Origin of the sequence: Streptomyces sp. NPDC050738 (assembly GCF_040654175.1) — a bacterium.
GTDB lineage: Bacteria > Actinomycetota > Actinomycetes > Streptomycetales > Streptomycetaceae > Streptomyces.
This window is the reverse complement of the sequence record NZ_JBFAHN010000015.1, coordinates 156,999-182,032: the sequence shown is the minus strand read 5'-3', so window position 1 is coordinate 182,032 and position 25,034 is coordinate 156,999. Positions and strand designations below refer to the sequence as shown.

Sequence of the window (25,034 nt, the reverse complement as noted above, 5' to 3'; positions counted from 1 at the left end):
TGTGGGTGGGGTGGCGGGAGCGGACCTGGGGTCCGGCGGCGTCCGCCGCTATGGTGACGACAGGGAAGTGGACAGCTGTCCGTTCTACGGTTGTCGACCGTAGTGGACAACTGTCCGCTCAGCAAGGAACATTCCCCGCCACGGCCGAAGAAGGAGGATGCGTGCGGCACCCGGAGAAGCAGTCGGCGCTGCGCTCGGACGCGCAGCGCAACCGCGAGCGCATCCTGGAGGTGGCCCTTGCCGAGCTGACGCGCTCGGCGGACGCGCCGCTCAGCGCGATAGCGCGGAAGGCGGGCGTCGGACAGGGCACGTTCTACCGGAACTTCCCCAGCAGGGAGGCGCTGGTCCTGGAGGTGTACCGGTACGAGGTGCAGCAAGTCGCCGAAGCGGCAGACCAGTTGCTGTGCACCAGGGCGCCCGAAATCGCACTGCGCGAGTGGATGGACCGGCTCGCCCAGTACGCGATGGCCAAGGCGGGCCTCGCGGCCGCGCTGCGCCAGGCGACAGCCGCATACGGCGCCATGAAGAGCCTCGCGCACGGCCCGCTGACCGAGGCGGTGGCCCAACTCCTCGCCGCGAACGAGAAGGCGGGCACGATTCGCCCCGGCGTCACCCCCGACGACTTCATGCTCGCGATCGCCGGCCTGTGGATGATCGACCCGCACGGTGACTGGGAGTCCCGTGCGGGCCGGCTGCTGGATCTGGTGATGGACGGGCTGCGGGCCGGAGCGCCGGGCGGTTCACCTCAGGACGGCTGACGGGGCACCGCGGCCGGTGAGTTGGCGTCACGGACCAGGAGGCGGGGCGCCCCGCTGCCGTCGGCCGGCACGGCCCACACGTCCCAGCCGCCGCCGTGGCGGGGCAGCCCGTACATCACGGTGTGGTCGTCGAGCCAGGCTGCCTGGTCGTCGACGCTGTGCTCCTCGGCCAGCGGGGTCTCCTTCATGGTGGCGAGGTCCAGGACGTAGAGCCGCCACGGCCTGTTGGCGCTGGCGTTGACGCGTTTCTTGAAGACGATGCGCGTGTTGCCGGGCGACAGGGACGGGCATTCGGCGTTGGTCCGCAGGGTGCGGGCCGTCCACTTCCTGAAGTCGCCCTTGACCAGATACGTACGGCCCGAGGTGCGCGCCGTGGCGTAGAAGGTGTTGTCGTCCGAGGCGAACCCGACGCCCCAGTAGTTCAGGTCCGCCGCGTGGTACGGCTTTCCGTCGAGCGTCAGCGGGATCTCCTCGATGCTGTTGACCAGCTTCCCGGTCCTGGTGTCGAGGACCGAGGTCCGGGTCGAGAAGTCGTCCCGCAGGTAGGAGTCGCCCTGGACGAACGTCGTCCAGGAGAGCATGGCCCCGCTGGCCGAGACCCGCGCCCGGTTGGGGAATCCCTCGGTCTTGACCTGCCGCAGCCGGTGCAGTTCCCGGTCGAGCACCATGACATGGGTGGCGGGGACGGGGCCCTTGCGCTGCATGCAGATTCCGGTGCCGTGGGCGGCGTAGAGCCGGTCGCAGAGCATCGTGCCCACGGTCCGCGCAGCGCCGGGACGGTCGATGGGCACCGAGGCGATCCGGCCGTACGCGGCGCCCGGCGACGTGTTCCGGAAGAGGATCCGCCCCGCCGTGTCCAGTCGTACGATTCCGCCTCCGCCGACGGCGCCGCTCTCCCCGCGCGACCGCAGCACGTACCCGGTGACCGTGGTGGCCGCGACCAGCGTCGCCACCACGAGGATCAGAAACCGGCTCCTGGCATTCATGCCGTGCTCTCCTTGTGCAGGGGAAGGGTCACCAGGGCCGCGGCGATCGCGACGGCCAGGACGGTGAGGGCCACCGCGAGCGCGGTGTGCAGGCCCCACGCGGACCAGGCGGCGCCGAACAGCACCGAAGACGCCAGCGTGGCCAGCGACTGGCCCGTCTGGATCAGTGACAGACCGGCGGCCCGGAGGTGTTCGGGCACCATCGGGCCGACGGCCGCCATCAGGACGCCGTCGGTGGCCGCGTAGAACAGCCCGTGCAGCACGAGCGTGGCGATCACCAGCCAGGCGCCGCCCACCGGTCCGAACAGCACCAGATAGGCGAGGAGCAGCGCTCCGTACCCGGCGACGAACACCCGCAACCGGCCCAGCCGGTCGGCGAGTTGGCCGAGCGGCATCGCCATGAGCAGATACACACCGGTGGTGCCCAGAGGCAGCAGCGGGAAGTACTCCACGGGGATGTCCAGACGCTGCTGGATCAGGAGGTAGACGAACGAGTCGCTGAGGGTGACGGCTCCGAGCAGCAGCACGCCCAGACCCACCCGGCGGAATCCCGGCCTGATCAGCAGGCCGAGCAGATCGCGTACGGTCGCCCGCTCGTGCTGCTCCAGCGGCTGGCGGCGGTCGCGTACGAACAGCGCCAGGATCACCAGCGCGAGGACGGCGATGCAAAAGGAGGCCACGAAGACCGTGTCGTACTGTCCGGGCGTCGCCAGCAGCAGTGCGAAGGCAGCCAGCGGTCCGAGGAAGGCGCCGGTGGTGTCGAGCGCCCTGTGCACGCCGAAGGAACGGCCGAGCGTCTGCGGAGTGCTGCTCAGCGAGATCAGGGCGTCGCGGGGGCCGGTGCGCAGACCCTTGCCCGTACGGTCGGCCGCGATCACCGCGCCGAGCACCGGTACGGAGGAACCGGCCGCGAGCAGGCCCACCTTGCAGAGTGCGGACAGCGCGTAGCCGCTGCCCGCCACGAGCTTGCGGCGCTGCCAGCGGTCCGCGGCGTGGCCTCCGGCGACGCGGACGAGGGCGGTCACGCCGAAGTACATGCCGTTGAGCGCACCGAACTGCAGGGGGCTCAGGCCGAGGGTGAGGATGACGTACATCGGCAGTACCGCGGTGATCATCTCGGAGGAGATGTCCGTGACCAGGCTGACCGATCCGAGCGCGAGCACATTGGAGTCGACGCCGGCCCACGGACGGCGCCGGCCGGGGGCGGCAGGAGCCTCCGAGGTGGGGAGACGGGGGGCCCGGCTCGTCGAGATGTACATGACTGTCCTCTCTTGCGGAGGCCTTCACGAGGTCACGGGGAGGGGACCCGCCGGCCGGGGGGAGCCGGCCGGCGGGCCCGTGAGCAGGAGGGGGGATCAGTCGTTGATCGTGTACGGGTCGCCGTAGACCTTCCACTGCAGCGGCGGATCGAGGGCGAGGTTGCCGTTGTTGAGGAAGATCCGCTGCTCGGTGTCGACGCGGCTGGTGTCGTCGTGCGCGGCCTCGGTGAGCATGGCCGCCTTGCGGGCGTCGAGGAAGGCGTTGATGTACGTGGTCTCGTTGCCGCCCTGGGCCGGGGTCTTGGCCTTCTGCATCGCGGTCTTGCGGATCCCGCCGAAGCTGGTCGAGTCGTCGCCGGGGCCGTGCATCACGATGGCGTCGTAATAGGCGAACTGGCCGAGTGCGTGCAGGCCGTCGGACTTCGCCTGGCTCACGGCCGGGTCGAAGTACACCCGGTCGCGCTCGTCGTTCTGCGCCTGCTGGAACACGGAGTCCTTGGCCGCGGTCTGCCAGGCGGACTCGAAGGCCGAGCCGAGGCCCGTGTGCGAGGCGCTGCCGTTGACCTTCTCGAGCGCGGGGAGGTACTTGGCGAGGCCGTTGCCCGGCTTGAGGTCGGTGTAGTGCCGTACGAGGTCGAGCATGTCGCCGGTGCCAGAGCAGAATCCGACGATCCCGGCGGTGTAGCCGCGGCCGTCACCGATGTCCTCGATGTAGGAGTACTGCCCCTTCCAGTCCAGCGAGGAGTTCTCCGCGCTGGAGACGAGCTCCATGGCGATCTCCTTCTTGCGCGGGTCCGTCAGATCCGCACCCGAGCCTCCGGGCGGTGTGGCGGAGGGACTTGCGGGCGGTGTCGTCGGCGGGGTGGTGGGCGGGGTCGTGGACCCGGCGCCGTACACCTCGAACTCGTACAGCGAGTAGCCGTAGGCCGTGCCGCGCTGGGTGGCGGACATCCGCACGTAGCGCCCGTGACCGCTGACCGCCAGGTCGTCGGTGGCACCGTTGCCGGAGGTCGTGGAGTACGCCGTCGTCCAGGTGCTGCCGTCCGTCGAGGTCTGGATCTTGTACGACTTGCCGTACGCGGCCTCCCACTTCAGCTGGACCCGGCTCAGCGCGGTGTCCGCCCCGAGGTCCACGGAGATCCACTGCGCGTCGGAGCCCTCCTTGCTGGCCCACCGCGTGGTCGCGTTTCCGTCCACGGCCTTCGCGCCGGCGAACGACGTGCTCTCGGTGGAGGAGGTGGTGGTCGGCTTCCCCTGGGCGAGGTTCGCCGACCCGGGGGGTGGCGTGGTCGGCGGGGGAGTGGTGGGCGGCGGGGTGGTGGGAGGTGTGGTGCTCACGTCCCAGACGTCGGTGATCGGCTTGGCCGAGGCCGCGCTTCCCAGGGCGGGCAGCCCGTACATGTCCTCCAGTGTGCGCAGGATCGAGAAGTGGTTGTACTTGACGCTCGACGTGGCGCCCTTCTTCACGTTGGCGCCGACGACCATGGTGGCTATCTGGTTGTCGGAGTCGTCGCCGTCGTTCTCGTCCCAGGTCAGGACGAGCAGGCTGTTGTGGGTCTTGGCCCACTGGACGTAGCCGTCGAAGTTGTTCTTCAGCCAGGTGTCGCCCTGCTTGACGGTGCCGTCATGCATGTCGTTGTCGAGGTTGGGCGTCACGAACGACACGTCGGGGAGCTTGCTGTAGTCCGTGGGGAAGCGGCTGTAGCGCAGGTTCGATGCCGCCGGGACGTTGGTGAAGTCCACCCAGCCATTGTGTTTGCGGGCGTAACCGCTGCTGCCGTCGTCGCCGCAGTCCCTCGATCCGTCGGACGCCAGGTCCTCGGAGTAGCCGACGAAGCTGTGTCCGCGCGTCAGGAGTTGGTTGCCGAGATTGTCGTCGGGGAAGTCGTACGGGCATTCGTCGTCGTCGATGCCGTGCGCGGAACCCGAGAAGAGCGCCACGTAGTTGCCCTGGCTGGGGTGCGTGGTCCCGTGCATGTTCGAGAACGAAGCGCCCTGGGTGGCAAGGGAGTTGATGTACGGCGCATTGGAGCTGCCGACGACATCGTCGTAGAACTTGTTCTCCTCCGTCACGACCACGACATGGTCGTACTTCGGAATCCCATCGGCGGTCACGGCCACCGGAGCCGCCGTCGCGCCTGCCGTGCCGCCGGGGGACGCGACAGCCGTCGCGGTCAGACCGAGCAGGCCCACGGCCACGCTCAGGCCGGCGGCGATGAGGGCACGCCGGGGCCGGGTGCCGGGTCGTGCGTGGGCGGCGCCCCCGCCGGGCGGGGGGTCGCTGCGCCGAGAGCGCAGGGGAGGGTAGGGAGGCGTCATGCTGATCTCCTTGAACAGGCGGAAGTGCTGTCGGTGCGATGGACCTGGGCAGCGCCTGGACGACATCCGGCAGAGCGGCGAACCCGCACGGCGAAGGGGTCGTGGACGCGTGCGGGACGTGCAGCACTGCGGCATCAGGCATGGCGGAATATGGCCGCGGCGGCCGGGTCAGCTGCATGCGCAGATGCAGGTGAGCGCGTCGGGTTCGGAACCTCCGCGCCGAGCCGCTGACGGGATTTCTACGGGGCCTGGTGCGGTCATGTCAAGAGATCCGTTCGGACCTGCCGCAGCCTCTTGACGGGGCGTTCGCAACGCTGGTAATTCTGTCAGACAGGAAAGTTAACTAACAGATGTGCTCGATGGGAATCGCAGGATAAGGCCAGGTCGGAGCGTATGGCGGCGATCGCCCTGGCTGGATTGCTCGTCTGCGAGGTGGGTCCGACCAGGCCCGGACGTCGCGCTGGGAAAGCCTCGAGGGGAGGGGTGCTGTGCCTGCAATCGACCGTCACAAAAGGGGATGTTCCGCCCCGTGCGTCAGCGGCGGTGGCCCTCTCCGTACTGGCGCCACTTCTCGCCCGTCTCCCGGCCCTTCTGCCGACCGTTCTCGCGCCACTCCTTGCCCGCCCTCTCGCCCTTCTCCCGCATCCGCTCACCCGTCTCGCGCCCGCGTTCCCCGTGCGACTTCTTCTCGGACTCCGTCGCGTCCTTGGCGGGGCTCGGTGCAGACGTCCGCGACGGAACCGATGACGCAGGCGCCGACGGACCCGGCTTCTCCACGTCCTTCCCGGCCGCGCACGCGGTGAGGGCCAGGGCGCTGGCGGTGAGCAGGATCGCAAGGGCACTGCGGCGCTTCATGAAGGGTGCTCCGTCCGGCTGAGGGAGTTGAGTCGAGTGAACTCCTCATTGCTACAAGACGGTGCCTCCGACCGGGGCCGCCAATGGGCCTCGCCCGCAGGGCCTTAAGCCCTCCACCGGTCGGGCACCTTGTCTCGGCGCCCGCGCGGCGGACCGCGGAAAGTGGCCTGATTCAGTGCCCTCCGTCCTGAACGCCGCAAGCCGGCGATCCGTAATCCATCCATCGCGACCCGGCCGCACGTCAGTCGCCGGCGTACGCCATGGACCAACGCGGGACAGAGAAGTGACACAGCATCACCGGCAGGCCCGGCATCAACAGGCCGAGCCCGGCACAGAGATCGGAGGCCCGGTGTGGAGCGCCGGGCGCAGCGTGATCGAGGGGGCCTTCGGTCTGCTGGGTGCACTGGAAGTGGCCCATGAGGCAGGGCTGACCCGGCTCGCGGCGGAATGCGGGCTCCCGAAGACCACCGCCTACCGGCTCCTGGAGCAGCTGATCGAACTGGGCGCCGTCGAGCGCGGCCCCGGCGGCTACCGGATGGGCTTACGCATCTTCCGCCTCGGATACGGCTGGCAGCCACATCCGGGCCTGCGCGCCGCGGCGCGTGAGCCGGTACGCCGACTGGGACAGGCCACCGGCGCCACGGTGGCCGTCAACGTCCTGCGCCAAGGTCAGACGCTGGTCCTGCACTGGTCGCTCACGCGCCGGCGGGCCTTCCGCTGGATCGGCTGCCGGCCTCATGGCCCCGGGAGGCGGCGCGGATAAGGGAGTTGGGCTTCGCGTACGACCGCGAGCAGATCCTCGACGGGGTGACGACCACCTGTGGACCTTCCTGCCCGACGCCGACGGCTGGTACCGCATCCGCAACCGCCACAGTGGGAAGGTGCTGGGTGTGGACGGGATGTCGACGGCCGACAGCGCGCGGGTGGTGCAGTTCGGGGACAACGGGACCGCCGACCACCTGTGGCAGCTGCTCTGACCGGTGGTTCCCGCGCCCGTGCTGTGCGGTGCGGTCCTGAGGCTTCGGGCCGCACCGCACAGCACGTCGCTCACTCCACGTTCCGCGCGAGGATGCCGAGGGTCGCCCGCAGGCCCGCCTCAGGGATGACCGGGAAGATGCCCGCCTCCCGGTAGCGCTCCTCGATCCGGCTCCAGTCGTAGTACGAGGTCACCAGGGTGCCGCCCTCGCTGGGCTTGAGCTCGTATCCGTAGAGGTGCTTGATGGGGGGCTGGATCTGCCCGGAGATGGTCCACTCGATGGCGGCGTCCTGTTCGAAGCCTGTGATGATCACTGTGACGTCGTACTTGCCCAGGGGGTAGTCGTTCAGGGACTCGCGGTCCATGTGGACGACGAACTCGTCGCCGGGCTTGCTCACAGGGTCGCCCTCGGCGGACTGGAGCATCCCCGAACTGTCGATCGCCACATGGCCGGCGGGCTCGCACAGCAAGGCGAAGATCTTCTCCGGGGGAGCGGCGATCTGACGTCGTACTTCGAAGCGTTCTGTTGTCATGTGCGCCACCCTCGCACGGGCAACGGGTCCTGCCACAGCGGTACAGGACCCGTTGCCCAGCTGTGTCAGGAGAGCGTGCAGCTCACCGCCGGGACACCGCCCGCACCAGGTGTGCCCTGGAAGCCGAAACTCGTACGGCCGCCCGCCGCGAGAGTTCCGTTGTACGCGGTGTTCGAGACGCTGACCGCGCTGCCCGTCTGCGTGTAGGCCGCGTTCCACATGTTCGTGATCTGCTGACCGCCCGCCCAGGTCCACGCCAGGCGCCATGAAGTGCCCGCCGTCGTACCGGTGTTGGTGACGGTGACGTCCACGCCGAAGCCGCTGCCCCAGTAGCCGTTGACCGTATAGGCGGCCGTGCAGCCGCTGTTGCCGCCCGAACCGGTCGTGGTGGCGGTCACGGCCGCCGAGGCGGTCGAGACATTGCCCGCCGCGTCACGGGCACGGACCGAGTAGGTGTACGACGTCCCTGCGGTCAGTCCCGAGTCCGTGGCAGAGGTGCCGGCGGTCGTGGCGACCTTGGCGGAGCCTCGGTAGACGTCGTATCCGGTCACCCCTGTGTCGTCGGATGCGGCGGTCCACGACAGGGACACCGAACTGCCGGTGCTGCCCGTGACCTTGAGGCCGGTGGGAGCAGTGGGAGGCTGGGTGTCCCCGCCCCCTCCTCCTCCGCCTCCGAAGCCGGGCGCCTTGATGGTGGCCAGATAGCCGTCCTTCACCGTGTCGACCGATGTCCAGTCGTCCTTGAGGATGCCGCCGGTGTCACCGGAGTTGGGGTTCCACGACCAGAAGGTCCACGAGAAGCTGTCGCCGCCGTACTGTCCGGTCGGCCGCAGATAGTCGACGAGCGCCTTGAGCCAGGTCTGGTCGGTGGCCGACTGGAGGGTGGTGCCGAACTCGCCGACCCAGACCGGCGCGATGTTCTGCTTGAAGAGGTAACCCCAGTACTTGTCCCAGAGACCCGGCATGTTGCTGGGGAAGGACGGGTCGGTGAACCAGGGCTGCTGGGCGACGCTGGTCGCGTAGTCGTGCGCGGAGTAGACGACCCGGCCCGGCACGCTGAGCTCCACCGGGTACTGCCCCGCGCCCATCAGGTTGCCGCCCCACCAGCCGGAGACGCCGTTGACCGTCTGTACGCCTTCGACGAAGACCAGCAGGGCGGAGTTGACCGACAGGACCGCGTTGCCGGCACGCTGCGCGGCGAGCCGCCAGTCCTTCGTGGTGTCGCCGCACCCCCAACAGGCGGGATCGTGCGGCTCGTTGTGCAGATCGATGCCGATCATCGCGGAGTTGCCGCTGTAGCGGGCCGCCAGGGCTTTGAGGTTGGTGAGCCACGTGGTCTCGGGCACCGCGGCGGTGTACCAGAGCGCCGACTGTCCGGCGGAGTCGGGCCGGTGCCGGTCGAGGATCACCTTCAGGCCGGTCTGGCCCGCGTACGCGACGATCTTGTCCATCACCTGGAGGGAGTCCAGGCCCTGGAGGTCGGCGTTCATGCCGCCCGAGAAGTTGATGCTCGCGGGCGCCGTGCCCTTGAAGATGTCGTCGCTGTAGGGCAGCCGGATGGTGTTGTAGCCCAGCGTGCGCATCTGGTCGATCATGCTCTTGTAGTCGCGTGACCAGAGGCCGTGCGCCACGTAGTTGGAGGTCTCGAAGCCGAACCAGTTGATTCCGGCGATACGGACCGGCTGACCGGCCGCGTCCAGGATCTGGCGGCCACTGGTGTGCCAGTAGCCGGCGCCCGGCGCGGCGGCGGCCGTGACGGTGTCGGCGGCCTTCGCCGTGGTCGCGGCCTGGGCCGCCTGGGAGGCGGCGAGCGGCAGGAGCAGCGCTGCCGCCGTCACGGCGAGGGTTCTGACGGCTCTTCGGAACGTACGGAGAGGGTGGGGCACTGCGGGTGGTTCCTCTCATGTCGTGGGGGTAGGGCCGCGCCAGCCGAAATGGGAGCGCTCCCATCCCGCTGTGCGCCGTACTGCTGTCGGTGAGAGTGCATGGAGGGGCCTGTCGGGATTCCCGCCCTGGTCCTGGACCAAGTGCCTTGGTTCCAGGGGTGCTTGGGGGCGAAGAGGGGCCCGGCGCCATAGAAGCTATGGAGCCACGAGTGTGTCAATGGGATGCGCAGCGTTCACTTTCTGAAGCTGTACGGCGCGAGCCGTCCCCGATGCCGGGACCCACCCCGGCCGGAAGCGGCGGACGGCCCGAAGTAAGGTAAGCCTAATAGGGCCTGTCCGGTGATCCGCCGCAGTGCCCGCGCCCACTATGGAGAGCCGTCTTGCCGAACGCCGTGCCCATGTCCGCGACCGCGCCTGCCGAGGTCTCCGCTCCCGGGCTCCAGCTGCCTGCCGGATGTGTTCCGCTGCAATCGGCCGAGCAACTGCGGGAACTCCTGGGCACGCCGCACCCCATCGTGATCGAGAAGGTGCACGACCGGCTCACCGACATGGACCGGGACATCCTGGCCCGCGCGCCGTTCTGCGCCCTGTCGACCTCGGATGCGTACGGCAACTGCGACGTGTCGCCGCGCGGCGACAGCCCCGGCTTCACCCACGTCCTGGACGCAGGGACCATCGCCCTGCCCGAGCGGGCCGGCAACCACCGCGGCGACAGCCTGCACAACATGCTGTCCAACCCGCACGTGGGCCTGCTCTACCTGATACCGGGCCGCCCGGACGTGCTCCGCGTCAACGGCCGGGCCCGCATCCTCACCGACGCCCCGTTCTTCGACGCGATGACGGTCAAGGGGAAGCGGCCGAATTTCGCCGTCCTCGTCGACATCGACGAGATCTACCTCCACTGCCCGGCGCCCCTGCGCCGTTCGGGAATCTGGGAGCCCGCGAGCTGGGAGCAGCCGCTTCCGCGGTCCTAGCCCGGGTCTTGCGTTCATTGAGTCCATGACCTCAACGCGGCTCGCCGGCAGGAGTGTGGCCAGCGGCCCCGCGCACCCAGGCCGACCTGCGGTCTTTCTGTTCGCCGAGGAGGGCCTGGGCGCGGCTGCGAGGCCCCTCGCCCACATCAAGTGAAGTCCCGCCGCCGGGAAAAGCGGGGCGCAACCGTATTGCGCGGTCATGAAGTGACGCTATGGTCCCGGCCGTTGGCCCATCGGCGCACCTGGCGCCGTACGTGCCGCCCACCCGCAGTGGTCCCCTCTGCTCCTGGAGTAGTCATGCACACGACATTCCGCTCGCTTGTCTGCGCGACGGCAGTCGCCACCGCTTTCGCGGCGACGGCCTTCGGCCAAGGGTCCGCAGCCGCCCGGCCGCAGCCGGCCCACCCCTCCGTGCGATCCGCGGGCTGCGGTACGGCCACGGGTCTCACGCCGGGCCGCACCACCCCGCAGAGGCTCACGGTCGCCGGTGTCACCAGGACCTATCTGCTGCATCTCCCGGCGACGTACGACCCGAGCCGTTCGACCTCCCTCGTGCTGTCCTTCCACGGCCACGGGCGCACCTCCGACTACCAGGAGCGCCTCACGCAGATGTCGGGGCTGGACGCCGTCGTGCTCTACCCGCAAGGTGTCACGGGCACGGACGGCAAGAGCGCCTGGCAGGGCGCCCCGTACTCAGCGGACATCGACGACATCGCCTTCACCCGCGCACTGATCGACCGGACCGAACAGCGGCTGTGCGTGAACACCCGACGCGTCTTCGCCTCGGGCAAGTCCAACGGAGGCGGATTCGCGGCCCTGGTGGCCTGCCGGCTCGCCGACCGCGTCGCCGCGAGTGCCGTCGTGTCCGGAGCCTTCTACCCGCAGGGCGGCGACTGCCGGCCCGCCCGCCCCATTCCTGTTCTGGACTTCCACGGCCAGGCCGACACCACCATCCCGTACGGTGGCGAGCCGGCCAAGGGCCTCCCGCCCCTCGGCGACTGGCTCGCGCAGTGGGGCAAGCGCGACGGCTGTGCCACCGGGCCGCGCGAGACCCGGGTCGAGAGCAATGTCGTCAAGCAGCGCTGGGTGCACTGCGCGGGCGGCTCGACCGTCGAGCACTACCGCATCGAGGACGGCGGACACGTCTGGCCCGCCACCGTCCCCAACGACGACTCGGCCACCCCCACCACGATCGACGCGACCCCGATCATCTGGAAGTTCTTCACGGAGCACCCTCTGCCGACGGTCTGACCCCGCCTCTAAGCCTGGATCGGTGCGGCCGACCTGGCGGCCTGCTCGATCTTCGCGCAGTAGGCCGCACGGGCTTCCTCGTCGATCCGCTGCTCGTGTTCGGGGCGCAGCCCCGTCCGGCCGTCGAGCCCCTCGCGCAGAATATCGGCGTGTCCGGCATGCCGGACGGACTCCCCGAGGACATGGACCATGATGGCGAACAGGTTCGAGGTGGAAAAAGGCTCCGGCCACCACGGCACGTGGCCGGGGGCGTCGAGGGCAAGCTCGTCGATCGTCGCGTCCGAGTGTTCCCACGTGCGCCGGTAGAAGCCGATGATCTGATCGCGGGTCTCGTCCTCGGCCGCCCACTGATCGCTGCCGTCGGAGTCCTGCCACCGGGACAGGGGTTCGGGGGAAGGGCGGCCGAAGACCTCGCCGAAGTACCTCGCCTCGACCGTGGCGACATGCTTGACCAGGCCGAGGAGGTTGGTCCCGGTCGCCGTCAGAGGCCGGCGGGCGTCGTACTCGGACAAGCCGTCCAGTTTCCAGAGCAGGGCCTCACGGTCCCGCCGCAGTCTCCCGTGCAGGTTGTCCTTCGCGAATTCATCGATCATGCGGCAAGAGCCTGCCATGGGCGGCTCGTGGTCTCAAGATCCCGTGTGTGGTCCGCGACGACCGGCGGCGCCGGGTCGACCACGACCCGGGCCTTCATCACGCCCCGCTCATCCTGCTGCGGAGCTGAATACGACGGTGGAGCTTTTCAGCGTGGTGAGCAGTGCCGCGCCCGAAGGCAGCCTGTCGAATGCGGGAAGAGCGGGGATGGCGCGCTGCATCCGCAGTGCGTCGACCGACTCCGCGAGGAGCTCGTATTCCGTGGTGTCGTCGCGGACGGCGAATCGCATGAGCCGGCCGGCGGTGAGTACTTCGGCGGCCGATTCCTGGCGCGCGAGATCATCGCGCCAGGTACGGAACGCATCGGGTATGTCCGGTGCATCCGCGGCCGGTTGGAAAAGCGCCCGCGCCGGAAAGTGCTCGCTGTCGGGGCTGGGATCCAGCCGCTCGGAGATCCACGTGGCCCTGTCCCGCAGCCACCACAGCGCGAGTGCGAGGGTCGGCGCGCGGTACGTGCCCAGCGGCACACCGACACGTCGGCCACCGCAGACTCCGTACGCGGTGACATGACACAGGAATTCGTCGTGCACAGCCACTCCCCTTGGGCAGTTTGCGGCTCGGCAGTCAAAGTCGTACGGTCACCGAGCAACGCGCCAAGAGCCCTTGGGGCATTGCTCAGTTGACTCAACAGGCAATTATCTTCGCTCCCGCCACACCGGTCACCCATGAATCTGGCCATTTCCTTGGCATATTCACTGCTCGGAATGGCCGAAAGTGTCAGGCCGGTGACCCTGCGGCGCCGGAGAGCAGAGCGACCAGCCGTTCCACTTGGGCGCGGGGTTCGGGAGATCCGGCCCAGCCGGTCATCAGCAGATGGTGAACGGTCCCGACGAGCGCGAGTGCGAGCGAGGCGGTGTCGGCGCCGTCCCTGAGCCGTCCGAGCCGCAGTTCGGCGTCCAGATAGTCGGCGACCGAGTCCTGGGTCGCCGCGAATCCTGGCGCACCTGCCTCCAGCGCCTGCCGTACGAGGGCGGCCGCGGCGGGGCGGGAGACGGCAAGGCCGGTGATCCTCGGGCTGGTCGAGGTCAGCAGAGCGAGGGCTGCCGCGGTGAGATTCTCGGCCACCGTCGCCAGGCCTGCCCGCGCAGGGAGTTCCCCGACCTCCCGCGCGGTGGCCGCGAACCGGTCCAGTACGAGTTCCGCGACGAATTCGTCCAGTCCGCTGAAGTGGGCGTGCAGCAGCCCCTTCGCGCAGCCCGCCTCGTCCGTGATGGCGCGGCTGGTCAGCGCCGTCGGCTCCGCACCGGCCAGGACCCGCTCAGCGGCGGCGAACAGCAGCTCGCGTACGTCGGGGGTGGCTACTCCGCGTGGTGACACAGGGCTCTCCTTGCCAGTTTGGGCGTACGCCCATACTGTTTGGGCGCACGCCCATTCTAGCTGTGGAATGCTCGGCCATCACCAGGAGGTGCCGTATGTACGACCTCGTCAACACCCAGCAGGCGCAGGCATGGAACGGCTACGAGGGCACGCACTGGGCGCGGAATCAGGACCGGTGGGACGCAGTGAACGGGGGCTTCGACGAGCCGCTGCTCGCTGCTGCCGGGATCACGGAACAGGACAGGGTCCTGGACATCGGCTGCGGCGCCGGGAGCACGACCCGGCTGGCCGCACAGCGGGCATCCGCCGGGAGTGCCATGGGGCTGGACCTTTCGGCGCCGATGCTGGAGCGCGCCCGGGAGTCGGCGCTGCGCGCGGACATTTCCAATGTGTCCTTCGAGCAGGGGGACGCCCAAGTGCGAGCCCTGCAACCGGAATCGTTCGATGTCGCGATCAGTCGTTTCGGGGTGATGTTCTTCGCCGATCCGGTGGCCGCCTTCGTCAACATCAAAAAGTCCCTGCGTCCGGGTGGCCGGATCGCATTCGTCTGTGCGGCGAATGCGGAGGGAAACGAATGGCTCCAGGCCGTCGCGGCCTTGCGCGACTTCCTGCCCGTCGGAGGCTTCGGGGACTCGGAAGGCCCCGGAATGTTCTCGCTCGCCGACCCTGAGCGCATCAGGGACGTGCTGACCGCCGCCGGGTTCGACCGCATTGCGGTGGAAAGCGCGGAGGCGCGGGGGAATTGGGGGAGTGATGCCGAAGACGCGGCCGACTTTCTTCTCGGATCCGGTCCCGGACGTCATCTGATGGATCAAGCCGACGGGGAATCAAGGGCCCGTGCTCGTGCGGCACTCACCGGAATCCTGCGTTCCTATGAGGAGGGCGGCGCGGTCCGGCTGCGCAGCACCGCTTGGCTGGTCGTCGCCGAACGTCCGGCCTGACCCCGATTTCCTTTTGCCCCCGATGGTCAGCCGGCATTCCAGTACGCGGTACCCGCCTGAGGTTTGTCGGGGGCGAAGAGCTGCGAGACGGTCACCGGGGTGAGACCGCGGGCGCGCAGACCGTCGATGATGCCGGGTACCGCGGGCACCGTGCCCGGGTAGATGTCGTGGAGCAGGATGATCCCGCCCGGCGCCGCACCCTCCAGGACCCGGCTCGTGATGACGTCGGGATCGTGGTCGCGGTAGTCGCTGGCGGTCACGGTCCACAGGATCTGGGCGAGCCCGAGCGAGCGGGCGACCGCGGCGACCCGCTCGTCGGTCCTTCCCTGGGGCGGGCGCATCAACGTAGGTGTACGGCCGGTGAGTTGCCTGACGCGTTTCTGTACGCGCCCGAGCTCGCTGCGGATCTCCGCGTCGCTCACCTCGGTGAGGCGCGGGTGGGTCCAGCTGTGATTGCCCACCTCGTGGCCTTCCAGGTCCTCCCTGGTCACCAGTCGGGGGCGCGTCCGGATGTCGTTGCCCAACAGGAAGAACGTCGCGTTCACACGCTTGGCCTTGAGGATGTCCAGCAGCTCGGCCGTGTCGCGGCCCGGCCCGGCGTCGAAGGTCAGCGCGACACACCGGGCTGTCCGGCAGTCCACCGGATGCGGCCTGGCCCGGGTGGGGCGGGGTGAGGGGACCGGGTTCCGTGGCGCGGCGAGGGGCGACGCGGCGGCGCTCTTCGCCGGTGGAGAAGGGGCCACCTTCGCGGAGCCGCACGCCGCCACGGCGGCGGACAGGGCAACGGCAACGGCTGTCTGCGCAAGGCGACGAGAGGTGAGCACGTGGAATCTGTACCAGAGCCGTCGCTCCGGGCGCGGTCCAGACATGGCGTGATGCCGGGCTTCCCGGCAAACGGCCGACAGCCGCTGCACCGATGCCGGGGCTTCCCAGGGCGTTCAGCCCCGGTTTCCCTCCGGCGGCGACGATCCGCAGGTACCGCCCGGAGAAGAAAGGCCCCCACGTGCAACGACGTGATTTCGCAGCCGCACTGACCGCCGCCCTCGCCGCCCCGGCCGTCCTCGGCGCGACACCGGCTCACGCCGACGAGCGTTCCGGCGGCGGTCTTTCGCGCCGCATGCGCGCGGCTCTGGCGGCGGAGCTCGACGACCAGGACACGGCCCGCACCGTGGTTCCGTACCTCCAGGACATCGGATTCGACTGGCATCCGGAGACCATCGCCCCGGAGCGGCTGGACTTCATCGTGGCCTACGGCTTCGGCAACCGTCCCCCGGCAGGCGGCGGCGACCCCGCGAAGGTGCTCCCCGAGCCGGGGCCGGTCAATGAGGAACTGGCCGACACCGTCGCGCGCATCCGGCGCCGCCGCACCGTACCCGTGTACGCCCAGTGGGAGATCGCCCGGTTCCTCGAGTCGAAGTACCGCATGAAGAACGTGACCTCGATTGAGCCGGTGATCGCCCCCGACGGCACGATCACCTATCTGAGCACCGACGGCGTCGCCGCTCAGGTGGCCGAGGCCCGCAAGCACGTGCCTGGCGGCATCGGCACCGCCGGTGTGGTCGGATTCCGCGACCATGTGAAGCGGTGTGTGCAGACCACCCGCGACCGGGGCATGACGGCGTACGCGCCGCGCGGCTTCGAGATGCCGGGGACCTACGACCCCGAGTCCGGCCAGGCATGGACCAGGCGCCGCGACCTGTACGTGGTGCACGACATGGCCGCCCAGTGGCAGGTCCTGCGGCAGAAGCTCATCGCGCAGGCGTACCCCAACGGCTGAACAGCGGTGCGTATCCAGGGCGGGGCCCGGACGCCTTAGGCTTCGAGCCGTCACCGGCCACCGGCCACCGGCCCCGATCCCTGGAGCGCGCATCGTGTTCGACCTCGTAGCGGAGAACCCGTACCCCGACGGTCACCGTCCGGACGAGGCGCCACAGCCGCACGCGCTGCTGGCTCCGGTGACCGGCCTCATCGGGACGTGGCGCGGGCGGGGGCGCGGCCAATACCCCACGCTCGAAGCGGACTTCGCGTATGCGCAGGAGGTCACCTTCTCCCACGACGGCCGGCCCTTCCTCCGGTACGAGGCCCGCGCCTGGCTGCTCGACGCCGACGGCGCGCCGCTGCGCCCCTCGGCCCGCGAGAGCGGCTGGTGGCGGCTCCAGCCCGACGGCCGGGTGGAGGCGCTGGTCACCCAGCCCACCGGCATCGCGGAGATCCTCGTCGGAACGGCGGACGGAAGCGTCGTCGACCTGTCCACGCACCAGGTCGCCGTCACGCCCACGGCCAAGGAAGTGGACGCCACCCGCCGCAGGTACTCCCTGACCGGTGACGACCTGCTCACCTTCACCCATGACCTCGCGGCGGTCGGTCAGCCGCTGCAGCACCATCTCTTGGCGGAGCTGAGCCGTACGAAGTAGGCGGCCGTTCCTAGGAGTTGTCCCTGAGGCGGTCGCGCTGGAGCTGGTGGGCGAGGGTGCGGCGCACCGAGGCCGGTGCGGTGGAGGCAGTCGAGGCCTTCCCGGGGACGTCGAGCCTGCGGCTGATCTCGTCGTACGCGGCCCGGAATCCGGCGTCCAGGTGCTTCCGGTGCAGCCTCAGGTCCTCCTCCACGAGGCGGCGCAGTTCGTCCACGCTCTGCGGGGTGAAGCGCTTCTTGCCCCGGGTGAGGGCATGGACGTAACCGGTGCAGCTCGTGGCGTCGTGAAAGGTCTCCGAGATCTCCTCGGCCAGGCCCCAGAGCCGTCCTTCGAGCCACGGGGCGTCGTCCTGGTCGAGGGCGAGCTCCATCGGGGGAAGCGGGTCGTCCGTCCGGTGCTTGGTCATCTGCTTGGAAACGGCGGGCTGGCTCATCTCGGTGAGCCGGGCGATCTTCTCCTGGGTCCAGCCGAAACCGGCGAACAGTTTGATCATCTCGGTGCGGAGCTTCCGCATCTCGTCGCCGGCGCGGATCACCTCGTTCATCCGCGCGAGCATCCGCTCGGCCTGCGCCTCTGTGAGCGCTCCGGCGTGTCCGGCGTTCTGTCGACTGCTCTCTTGACCTGCCACCTCTCGGTTATACACCCGTTCGGCACCCCGTCATAACCAGGTTGTATAACCGGGTTATGGATGGCATCATCCAGGGCATGCCCACCTTCTGCGCAACCGACGGAACCCGGCTCGCCTACCGGGTGACCGGCGACGGTGATCCCGTCGTCTGCATCCCCGGCGGACCCGCCGACTCCGCGTACCTCGGCGACCTCGGCGGCCTGTCCGCGCACCACCGGCTGATCGTCCTCGACCTGCGCGGCACCGGCGGGTCGGCCGTCCCCGAGGACCCCGCCTCGTACCGCTGTGACCGCCTGACCGACGACGTCGAGGCGTTGCGCGCTCATCTCGGCCTCGATCGGATCCGGCTGCTCGGCCACTCCGCGGGTGCGAATGTCGCGGCGCAGTACGCGGCCCGCCACCCCGAGCGCGTCGGCACGCTCGCCCTCGTCACCCCCAGCACGCGCGCGGTGGGCATCGACATCACCCCGGAGATGCGACGCGAGCTCGCGCAGCTCCGTAAGGACGAGCCGTGGTTTCCGGCGGCGTACGAGGCCCTGGTGGCGATCACCGAGGGCAGGGGCGGCGACTGGGAGGCCGTCGACCCCTTCTTCTGCGGGCGCTGGGACGCCGCGGCGCGGGAGCAACTGGCCGCCGGGCGACCGGACAACGAGGAGGCTGTCACCCACTTCGGCGCCGAAGGAGCCTTCGATCCGGAGGCCACGCGCGCGGCACTCGCCCTGTGCGCAGCGCGTGTTCTCGTGCTCGCAGGGGAGTACGACCTGAACAGTCCGCCTCGGTCGGCGGCCGAGTTCGCCGGGCTGTTCCCCGCAGCCTCGCTCGTGGTGCAGCCGGGCGCGGGCCACTATCCGTGGGTCGACGACGCCGGCCGGTTCGTGGCCGCCGTGGACGAATTCCTGGGGGGAGAAGCGTGATGTGCCCCGCCCGGGAAACGGGCGGGGCACATCACGGGTGTGGGGTCAGCTCACCTGGAGGGTGACGTCGTCCACGACGTACGAGCTCTGCAGGGCCTGGTCCTCCACTCCGTTGAACTTCAGGACGACGGTCTGTCCGGCGAACCGCGAGACGTCGAACGTCTTCAGTACGTAGCCGGAAGCGGCGTCCAGGTTGGAGTAGCTCGCCAGGTTCTGCCCGCCCACCGAGACGGTGAAGACGTCATAGGCGACGTTCTCCGTCTCGTCGGTGTCGATGTGCTGGTAGAAGGAGAGCCGGTAGGCGGAGCACCCGGCCGGAAGGGTCAGCGACTGCGAGACGCTGTCCGTACGGGGAGAGCCCCAGCCGTTCAGCCAGGCCATGTACGAGCCGCTGCGCGGCGACTCCCCGGCCTGGTTGGTGATGACCCCCGAGGTGCTGGACCACGGGGTGGTGCCGTTCTCGAAGCCGCCGTTGACGACGAGCTGGCCCGCGGTGCAGGTCGAACTGCCGCCCACGGTCACCGAGTAGGTGGTGCTGTGGCTGACCGTGCCGGAACCGGTGACCGTGAGGGTGTAGGTGCCCTTGGGTGCGCTCGCGCCCGCCTGCACGGTGAGGGTCGAGGAGTTCCCCGACTGTACGGAGGTCGGGCTGAGGCTCGCGGTCACGCCGCTGGGTGCGCCGGAGACCGACAGGGCGACGGTCTGCGCGGCGCCGCTCACCGTGGCCGTGTTCACCGTACTGGTGACACTGGAGCCCGGGTCGACGCTGCCCGAGGACGGGCTGGTGGACAGGGAGAAGTCCTGGGCGGGGGTGTCGCTGCCGACGGCCGTCTTCCAGACCGCGTACGCGACACCGTCGGCGCTGCGGTCCAGGACCGTGGCGCTGATGTTGTTCGTGGTGTCGCAGGCGCTGTGATAGCAGGAGTCGTAGGCGGAGTTGGCGGTGCCGCCCCACTTCGTGGCCTGCGCGGCCGTCTTGCGGGCGCTGGCCCCGGCCGCGTATCCGGAGGTCGCGATGCCGGCCGACTGGAAGGACGCGTCGTCACTGCGGCCCTGGCCCTCGACGTTCTCCTCGGGGGCGAGGTTGAGCGAGGTCCAGTACGCCTTGAGCGGGGCCGCGGTGGTGGAGTTGACGTTGTTGATGAAGTAGCCGGCGTTGGTGGAGCCGACCATGTCGAAGTTGTAGTAGCCCTTGATCGTGGCGCGTTGGGCGCTGCTGAGCTGGTTGACGTAGAACTTCGAGCCGTTGAGGCCCTGCTCCTCGTCGGTCCACCAGGCGAAGCGCACGTGCTTCGTCATCGTGGGGTTCTTCTGCGCCAGTACGAGCGCGTTCTCCAGCAGGGTCGCCGAGCCGGAGCCGTTGTCGTTGATGCCGGGGCCCGCCGACACGCTGTCCAGGTGCGCCCCGAACATGACGGTCTGGTCGGCGGGGCCGCCCGGCCAGTCGGCGATCAGGTTGTTGGACGGGTAGGTGCAGGAGGTGCACGGCTGCTCGGTGACCGTGTATCCGGCGGCCTGCAGCTTGCCCTTCACGTATGCCACGGACTGGGTGTGACCGGCGCTGCCCGCGCGGCGGTTGCCGCCGTTCTGCGAGGCGATGGTGTTGAGCTGCGTCAGGTGCGCCTGGATGTTGGTGACGCTGATGTCCGGCGGGTCGGTGCCGGGTGTGGTCGACCCGACGTTGAGCGCGTAGTCGACGGTGTGCGAGAGCGTGGTGCCCTGGCCCTTCACGGTGACGGTGGATGCGCCGGGTGCCGCGTTGGCGGTCGCCGAGAGGGTCAGCACCGAGGACTGGCCGGACTGCACGGTGGCCGGGTTGAAGGATGCCGATACGCCGGCGGGCAGGCCCGAGGCGGTGAGCGTCACGGACTGGGCCGTACCGGTGGTGGTGTTGGTGGACACCGTGGTGGTGACCGAACCGCCCTGCTGGACCGTCCCCGACGCCGGGCTCAGCGCCAGCGAGAAGTCGCTGTTCTGGCCGCTGGGCGTGCAGGTGGGATCGGCGCTCTGGGCGGGCACGCTGATCGCGTCCCAGGCCGCCTTGGTCTTGGTGTAGAGACCGCAGGTGGCATCGAGGGACTTGGCCGAACTCAGCGTCGCCGTACGGTACTTCTTGTACGACATGCTGCTGGTCTTGAGCAGCATCCCGCCGTAGAAGATCTTGCCCGCGTTCTGGACGCCCGCTCCGGTCAGCGTGGTCTGGTTGCAGGTGCTGCTGTTCGGCTTGCCGCCGCCCGGGCTGGTGCCCTCGGCCAGCAGGTAGAACCAGTGGTTGAGCGGACCCGCTGCCGCGTGCACCTCGGTGTTCGGGATGGCGGAGCTGTAGCAGGCCGGGTCGTTGTTGACCGCCGGCGGGTTGTACATGTTGCGGATGGGGCCACGGCCCTGGAGGTTGATCATCTCGCCGACCGTGTAGTCGGGAGTGTCGTACGGGGACGGCTCGTTGATGTACGCCTCGGTCAGCGCGCCGAAGATGTCCCCCGTGCCCTCACCGAGCCCGGCCTCCTGGCCGCTGGTCCCGCCGGGGGTGTTGGTGTCGATGGCGTGCCCGTACTCGTGGGCCACCACGTCCACGCCCGCGATCCACTCATTGGCGCTGTTGTGGCCGATGGTGACGGAGCTGCCGTCCCAGTACGCGTTGAGATCGCTGAGCCCGACCTTGCCGGGGAAGCTGCGGCCGTTGCCGTTGACACCGTTGCGGCCGAGCCAGCTGCCGAGCATGTCCCACTGCTTCTGCGCGGCGAACATCAGGTCGACGCAGCCGGTCTCCTTGGAGGTGGGGTTGCCGGTGCCCCAGGAGTCCGAGGACTTCGAGAAGACCGAACCGGAGCTGTAGTCCGCGCAGCTCAGCCCGGTTCTGCTCGGGTCGCGCAGGCTGTACGTACCACCGGAGTTGGTGGTGTCGATGGTCAGCGGGTTCGGGCCGTTCCACTTGCTGGTGCCGCTGCCCGCCGCGACCTCGTCGTAGCTGTCGATCACCTTGCCGGTGCGTGCGTCGACGAAGACGTGCAGCTTGCTCGGTGCGGTGTTCGTACGGCCCGAGAGCACGGTCTCCCACGCCAGGTTCTGCCGGTCGTCCCTGAGCCGCACGACAAGCCGGCTGGTCAGGACCTTGTCGACCGCCTTCAGCTTCGCCCGCGATACGGCTTCGGCCTTCTTCGCGGTGACCGAGGCCTCGGTCGCGACATCGATGCGCCGGGACGACGCGGACTGCACGGCGCGTACGTCACCGTCGCCGTCCGACAGGACGACCGCGTCGCCCCCGACGACCGGCAGGCCGCGGTAGCTGCGCTCGTACGCGACGGAGTAGAGCCCCTTCAGCCACGGGGTCACCTGACGTCGCTCGTACTGTTCCTGCGGGGCGTTGACAGCTGCGTCCATGCCGCTGCGCACGGCCTGGTCGGCCGCGGCGACGGCCCGGGAGAGCGGGGTGGCCGGCTGGTCGGCCGTGGTGCGGTTCGGTGTCTGCTGCGCGGCCGACGCCTGGCCGGCGGCGGTGCCTGCCAGGCCCGCGGTCAGCGCGAGGGCTGCCACGGCGGCCATCGATCTTATGGGGTGCACGGTCCACTCCGTTCGTGGTGGGGGGCGGGTTCGTCGCGCCGAGTATGGGCGTGGGCATGGCAATGTGGAGACATCTCACCGGGCATAGGACGGGAGTTATGGTGCGCCGGTGAACTGCTGCGTACGCTGCGGAAGATGCAGCTGGAGTTGAGGCACTTACAGGCGGTGTGCCGGATAGCCGAAGCGGGCAGTCTGGGACGCGCGGCACGTCGGCTCGGGGTCTCCCAGCCCGCGCTCTCCGCGCAGTTGCGGCGGATCGAACGGGTCACCGGTGGCGATCTCTTCGTCCGCACGCAACACGGGATGGAGCCCACCGCACTGGGTCAGTTCGTGCTGGACCGGGCGCGCAGGGTGCTCAGCGAGATGGACGCGCTGGGCTCGGAGGCACGCGCGATGACGGCCGGCGCCCCTCTGCGGCTCGGCTGCATCCTGCTCGTCCTGCTCGACGGACTCCTGGAGCAGACGGATCTGCTGATGACCGAGGAGATCACGGTGGATCTCGAACACTCGGTCACCGCGCTGGCGCGGATGCTCGGGACCGGGCGGTACGACGTGATCGTCTACGGCGAGGTCAACGACCACGAGGTCCCGCTGCCGGAAGGGGCGACGGGCAGGACCCTCATCCCCAAGGAACCGTTCGCCGTACGGATGTCGGCGCTCCACCCCCTGGCGGAGCGCCCCGCCATCGAACTCGCCGATCTGGCAGGTGAGTTGTGGATGTCGCTGGTCGAGGACGACGACGGGGGCCCCGAAGCGCTCGTCGAGGCCTGCGCCAGGGTCGGATTCGTGCCCTCGCTCCGGCACCGGATCACCGACCGCAAGATGCACTACAGCCTGATCGCCAGGGGCCGCGCGGTCGCACTGAGCCAGCCCACGGCGCCCGGTGCTGACGGCACGGTCATGCGACCGCTCGCCGGAGCTCCGATCACCGGGCGCATCCGCCTCGCCTGGAACCGCTCTGCCGTCTCGGCCCGGCAGGCCGAGCTGCTCTACCTGGCCGCGGCGCGTGCCTACCTGGCCAATGTGGACAACAACGCCTTCCACCGGGCCTGGTGGGACGCCCACCCGGAGCTGCACCCGGCCGCCACGACGGTGTGAGGCGGGCGAGCCCCGGTGGGCCGGCGTGTCAGGCGGACAGGGCCGCCGAGACCACGGCCTTGGCCTCCTCCTGGACGCGGGCCAGGTGGTCGGCGCCGTGGAAGGACTCTCCGTAGATCTTGTACACGTCCTCGGTGCCCGAGGGACGGGCCGCGAACCAGGCGTTCTCGGTCGTCACCTTGATGCCGCCGATGGCCGCGCCGTTGCCGGGCGCCTCGGTGAGCACGGCGGTCACCGGCTCTCCGGCCAGGGTGTCCGCGGTGACCTGCTGCGGGGAGAGACGGGCGAGCACGGCCTTCTCCTCGCGGGTGGCGGGAGCGTCGATCCGCGCGTAGGCCGGTGCACCGAAGCGGTCGGTGAGCCGCGCGTAGTGCTGCGAGGGAGAGCTGCCGGTGACGGCGAGGATCTCCGAGGCGAGCAGCGCCAGCAGGATGCCGTCCTTGTCGGTGGTCCACACCGATCCGTCGCGGCGCAGGAAGGACGCGCCGGCGGACTCCTCGCCTCCGAAGCCCAGCGATCCGTCGGCCAGTCCGTCCACGAACCACTTGAAGCCGACGGGCACTTCCACGAGCCTGCGGCCCAGGTCGGCGGCGACCCGGTCGATCATCGTGGAGGAGACCAGGGTCTTGCCGATGCCCGCTTCGGCCGGCCACTGGCCGCGGTGCGCGTACAGGTACTGGATGGCGACCGCGAGGTAGTGGTTGGGGTTCATCAGCCCGCCGTCCGGGGTGACGATCCCGTGCCGGTCGGCGTCCGCGTCGTTCCCCGTCGAGATCTGGAACCGGTCGCGCTGCTCGATGAGCGAGGCCATCGCGTACGGCGACGAGCAGTCCATCCGGATCTTGCCGTCCCAGTCCAGCGACATGAACCGCCAGGTGGGATCGGCAAGGGGGTTGACGACGGTCAGGTCGATGCGGTGCTGCTCGGCGATCCGCCCCCAGTACGCGACCGACGCACCACCCAGCGGATCGGCGCCGATCCGCACGCCCGCGTCCCGGACGGCGTCGAGGTCCAGGACGGAGGGCAGGTCGGCGACGTACGCGCTCAGGAAGTCGTGGCGCGAAGTCGTCGCTGCGGCGAGCGCACGGGTGTACGGGATGCGCCGGACGTCCTTGAGGCCGCCCGTGATGATCTCGTTCGCCCGGTCCTGGATCCAGCCGGTGGCGTCCGACCCCGCGGGGCCGCCGCTCGGCGGGTTGTACTTGAAGCCGCCGTCGGCGGGCGGGTTGTGCGAGGGGGTGACGACGACACCGTCGGCCAGAGCGGAGGTCCGGCCCCGGTTGTGGGTGAGGATCGCGTGCGAGACCGCCGGGGTGGGCGTGTACCCGTCGGCGCTGTCGATGAGCACGGTCACGTCATTGGCGGCGAACACCTCGAGGGCCGTCACCCGGGCCGGCTCCGACAGTGCGTGGGTGTCGGCGCCCAGATAGAGAGGTCCGTCGGTGCCCTGCCGGGCCCGGTACTCGCAGATGGCCTGGCTCGTCGCGGCGATGTGGTCGTCGTTGAACGCGGTGGCGAGCGCCGATCCGCGGTGGCCGGACGTACCGAAGGCGACGCGCTGATCCGGCACGGACGGGTCCGGACGCAGTGCGTAGTACGCGGTCACCAGACGGGCCACGTCGATGAGATCCCCGGGACCTGCCTGCTGTCCGGCTCGTTCGTGCGGCATCTGCCCACTCCTGAAGATTGGTTGTCACGGTCGGCTGGACCACC

Annotated in this window: 21 protein-coding genes and 3 pseudogenes; 10 read left to right on the top strand and 14 right to left on the bottom strand. The window is 69.6% G+C overall.

All coding sequences use genetic code 11. The annotated features are described in order from the left end of the window. Window positions 1-161: 161 nt before the first annotated feature. Window positions 162-758: a TetR/AcrR family transcriptional regulator gene (locus AB0H78_RS30875; RefSeq protein WP_363237959.1), complete on the top strand. Its 597-nt coding sequence runs from the start codon at window positions 162-164 to the stop codon at window positions 756-758. Here AB0H78_RS30875 and AB0H78_RS30870 read toward each other — a convergent pair. The 5 genes and pseudogenes from AB0H78_RS30870 to AB0H78_RS30850 all read right to left on the bottom strand — a co-directional run bounded on the left by AB0H78_RS30870 (window position 746) and on the right by AB0H78_RS30850 (window position 6,177). Then, a complete protein-coding gene (locus tag AB0H78_RS30870) occupies window positions 746-1,744 on the bottom strand; it encodes a hypothetical protein (RefSeq protein WP_363237958.1) in 999 nt (332 codons plus the stop codon). The two genes, AB0H78_RS30875 and AB0H78_RS30870, sit on opposite strands and share 13 nt — an antisense overlap. Next, on the bottom strand, window positions 1,741-3,003 hold the full coding sequence (locus tag AB0H78_RS30865; protein WP_363237957.1) for an MFS transporter: 1,263 nt from the start codon (window positions 3,001-3,003) through the stop codon (window positions 1,741-1,743). Before AB0H78_RS30865 ends, AB0H78_RS30870 begins: the two co-directional genes overlap by 4 nt. A gap of 96 nt (window positions 3,004-3,099) precedes the next feature. Beyond that, entirely contained in the window at window positions 3,100-3,900 is an 801-nt protein-coding gene (locus AB0H78_RS30860; RefSeq protein WP_363237980.1) for a chitosanase, read from the bottom strand. Between the two features lie 66 nt (window positions 3,901-3,966). After that, window positions 3,967-5,322 (bottom strand): annotated as a pseudogene (locus tag AB0H78_RS30855) (alkaline phosphatase family protein); the annotation flags it as partial. Between the two features lie 534 nt (window positions 5,323-5,856). Then, the gene (locus AB0H78_RS30850) at window positions 5,857-6,177 is read right to left on the bottom strand and encodes a hypothetical protein (protein ID WP_363237956.1); all 321 of its coding nucleotides are present in this window, start codon (window positions 6,175-6,177) and stop codon (window positions 5,857-5,859) included. A 283-nt stretch (window positions 6,178-6,460) separates the two neighbouring features. On the opposite strand from AB0H78_RS30850, the gene AB0H78_RS30845 reads away from it, so the two are divergent. Both AB0H78_RS30845 and AB0H78_RS30840 read left to right on the top strand, forming a co-directional pair. Next, the gene (locus tag AB0H78_RS30845) at window positions 6,461-6,940 is read left to right on the top strand and encodes a helix-turn-helix domain-containing protein (RefSeq protein WP_363237955.1); all 480 of its coding nucleotides are present in this window, start codon (window positions 6,461-6,463) and stop codon (window positions 6,938-6,940) included. A gap of 49 nt (window positions 6,941-6,989) precedes the next feature. Beyond that, window positions 6,990-7,154, top strand: a pseudogene (locus AB0H78_RS30840) (RICIN domain-containing protein); the annotation flags it as partial. A gap of 70 nt (window positions 7,155-7,224) precedes the next feature. Here AB0H78_RS30840 and AB0H78_RS30835 read toward each other — a convergent pair. Continuing rightward, window positions 7,225-7,686 (bottom strand): polyketide cyclase, encoded by a 462-nt coding sequence (locus AB0H78_RS30835; protein ID WP_363237954.1) that lies wholly within the window; start codon window positions 7,684-7,686, stop codon window positions 7,225-7,227. A gap of 65 nt (window positions 7,687-7,751) precedes the next feature. Next, complete coding sequence (locus tag AB0H78_RS30830) at window positions 7,752-9,572, bottom strand: cellulase family glycosylhydrolase (RefSeq protein WP_363237953.1); 1,821 nt, start codon at window positions 9,570-9,572, stop codon at window positions 7,752-7,754. Window positions 9,573-9,970: 398 nt separating this feature from the next. Here AB0H78_RS30830 and AB0H78_RS30825 point away from each other — a divergent pair, with 398 nt between their 5' ends. Continuing rightward, window positions 9,971-10,546 carry an MSMEG_1061 family FMN-dependent PPOX-type flavoprotein gene (locus AB0H78_RS30825; RefSeq protein ID WP_363237979.1) on the top strand — a complete coding sequence of 192 codons (576 nt, stop codon included), beginning with the start codon at window positions 9,971-9,973 and terminating at the stop codon, window positions 10,544-10,546. Window positions 10,547-10,843: 297 nt separating this feature from the next. After that, window positions 10,844-11,797, top strand: coding sequence for a PHB depolymerase family esterase (locus AB0H78_RS30820; RefSeq protein ID WP_363237952.1), 954 nt, complete (start codon window positions 10,844-10,846; stop codon window positions 11,795-11,797). Window positions 11,798-11,805: 8 nt separating this feature from the next. Here AB0H78_RS30820 and AB0H78_RS30815 read toward each other — a convergent pair whose 3' ends face one another. From AB0H78_RS30815 to AB0H78_RS30805, 3 genes and pseudogenes are all read right to left on the bottom strand, one after another. Continuing rightward, window positions 11,806-12,390, bottom strand: coding sequence for a DinB family protein (locus tag AB0H78_RS30815; protein WP_363237950.1), 585 nt, complete (start codon window positions 12,388-12,390; stop codon window positions 11,806-11,808). A 195-nt stretch (window positions 12,391-12,585) separates the two neighbouring features. Next, window positions 12,586-12,978: pseudogene (locus tag AB0H78_RS30810) on the bottom strand (hypothetical protein); the annotation flags it as partial. Window positions 12,979-13,165: 187 nt separating this feature from the next. After that, the gene (locus AB0H78_RS30805; protein WP_363237949.1) at window positions 13,166-13,765 is read right to left on the bottom strand and encodes a TetR/AcrR family transcriptional regulator; all 600 of its coding nucleotides are present in this window, start codon (window positions 13,763-13,765) and stop codon (window positions 13,166-13,168) included. A 95-nt stretch (window positions 13,766-13,860) separates the two neighbouring features. Between AB0H78_RS30805 and AB0H78_RS30800 the strand changes: the two genes are divergently transcribed. Beyond that, entirely contained in the window at window positions 13,861-14,706 is an 846-nt protein-coding gene (locus AB0H78_RS30800) for a methyltransferase domain-containing protein (RefSeq protein WP_363237948.1), read from the top strand. A 26-nt stretch (window positions 14,707-14,732) separates the two neighbouring features. Here the strand turns inward: AB0H78_RS30800 and AB0H78_RS30795 are convergent, their stop codons facing one another. After that, a complete protein-coding gene (locus tag AB0H78_RS30795) occupies window positions 14,733-15,530 on the bottom strand; it encodes a polysaccharide deacetylase family protein (RefSeq protein WP_363237947.1) in 798 nt (265 codons plus the stop codon). Between the two features lie 179 nt (window positions 15,531-15,709). Between AB0H78_RS30795 and AB0H78_RS30790 the strand changes: the two genes are divergently transcribed. Next, window positions 15,710-16,483: a hypothetical protein gene (locus AB0H78_RS30790; RefSeq protein WP_363237946.1), complete on the top strand. Its 774-nt coding sequence runs from the start codon at window positions 15,710-15,712 to the stop codon at window positions 16,481-16,483. A 94-nt stretch (window positions 16,484-16,577) separates the two neighbouring features. Then, window positions 16,578-17,120, top strand: a complete 543-nt coding sequence (locus AB0H78_RS30785) for an FABP family protein (protein WP_363237945.1) — start codon at window positions 16,578-16,580, stop codon at window positions 17,118-17,120. Between the two features lie 10 nt (window positions 17,121-17,130). On the opposite strand, the gene AB0H78_RS30780 is transcribed toward AB0H78_RS30785, so the two are convergent. Beyond that, complete coding sequence (locus AB0H78_RS30780) at window positions 17,131-17,748, bottom strand: sigma-70 family RNA polymerase sigma factor (protein ID WP_363237944.1); 618 nt, start codon at window positions 17,746-17,748, stop codon at window positions 17,131-17,133. Window positions 17,749-17,825: 77 nt separating this feature from the next. Here AB0H78_RS30780 and AB0H78_RS30775 point away from each other — a divergent pair, with 77 nt between their 5' ends. Beyond that, window positions 17,826-18,662 (top strand): alpha/beta hydrolase, encoded by an 837-nt coding sequence (locus tag AB0H78_RS30775; RefSeq protein ID WP_363237978.1) that lies wholly within the window; start codon window positions 17,826-17,828, stop codon window positions 18,660-18,662. A 45-nt stretch (window positions 18,663-18,707) separates the two neighbouring features. Here the strand turns inward: AB0H78_RS30775 and AB0H78_RS30770 are convergent, their stop codons facing one another. Beyond that, a complete protein-coding gene (locus tag AB0H78_RS30770; protein ID WP_363237977.1) occupies window positions 18,708-22,205 on the bottom strand; it encodes a M28 family peptidase in 3,498 nt (1,165 codons plus the stop codon). A gap of 153 nt (window positions 22,206-22,358) precedes the next feature. On the opposite strand from AB0H78_RS30770, the gene AB0H78_RS30765 reads away from it, so the two are divergent. Further along, window positions 22,359-23,321 (top strand): LysR family transcriptional regulator, encoded by a 963-nt coding sequence (locus AB0H78_RS30765; RefSeq protein ID WP_363237942.1) that lies wholly within the window; start codon window positions 22,359-22,361, stop codon window positions 23,319-23,321. A gap of 28 nt (window positions 23,322-23,349) precedes the next feature. Here AB0H78_RS30765 and pgm read toward each other — a convergent pair whose 3' ends face one another. Continuing rightward, complete coding sequence (pgm, locus tag AB0H78_RS30760) at window positions 23,350-24,990, bottom strand: phosphoglucomutase (alpha-D-glucose-1,6-bisphosphate-dependent) (protein ID WP_363237941.1); 1,641 nt, start codon at window positions 24,988-24,990, stop codon at window positions 23,350-23,352. Window positions 24,991-25,034: the final 44 nt, after the last annotated feature.

Coding starts and splice junctions, on each gene's coding strand:
- AB0H78_RS30870 (WP_363237958.1), bottom strand. CDS start 1,744: ATGAATGCCAGGAGCCGGTTTCTGATCCTCGTGGTGGCGACGCTGGTC.
- AB0H78_RS30865 (WP_363237957.1), bottom strand. CDS start 3,003: ATGTACATCTCGACGAGCCGGGCCCCCCGTCTCCCCACCTCGGAGGCT.
- AB0H78_RS30850 (WP_363237956.1), bottom strand. CDS start 6,177: ATGAAGCGCCGCAGTGCCCTTGCGATCCTGCTCACCGCCAGCGCCCTG.
- AB0H78_RS30835 (WP_363237954.1), bottom strand. CDS start 7,686: ATGACAACAGAACGCTTCGAAGTACGACGTCAGATCGCCGCTCCCCCG.
- AB0H78_RS30825 (WP_363237979.1), top strand. CDS start 9,971: ATGTCCGCGACCGCGCCTGCCGAGGTCTCCGCTCCCGGGCTCCAGCTG.
- AB0H78_RS30820 (WP_363237952.1), top strand. CDS start 10,844: ATGCACACGACATTCCGCTCGCTTGTCTGCGCGACGGCAGTCGCCACC.
- AB0H78_RS30815 (WP_363237950.1), bottom strand. CDS start 12,390: ATGATCGATGAATTCGCGAAGGACAACCTGCACGGGAGACTGCGGCGG.
- AB0H78_RS30800 (WP_363237948.1), top strand. CDS start 13,861: ATGTACGACCTCGTCAACACCCAGCAGGCGCAGGCATGGAACGGCTAC.
- AB0H78_RS30775 (WP_363237978.1), top strand. CDS start 17,826: ATGCCCACCTTCTGCGCAACCGACGGAACCCGGCTCGCCTACCGGGTG.
- AB0H78_RS30770 (WP_363237977.1), bottom strand. CDS start 22,205: ATGGCCGCCGTGGCAGCCCTCGCGCTGACCGCGGGCCTGGCAGGCACC.
- AB0H78_RS30765 (WP_363237942.1), top strand. CDS start 22,359: ATGCAGCTGGAGTTGAGGCACTTACAGGCGGTGTGCCGGATAGCCGAA.
- pgm (WP_363237941.1), bottom strand. CDS start 24,990: ATGCCGCACGAACGAGCCGGACAGCAGGCAGGTCCCGGGGATCTCATC.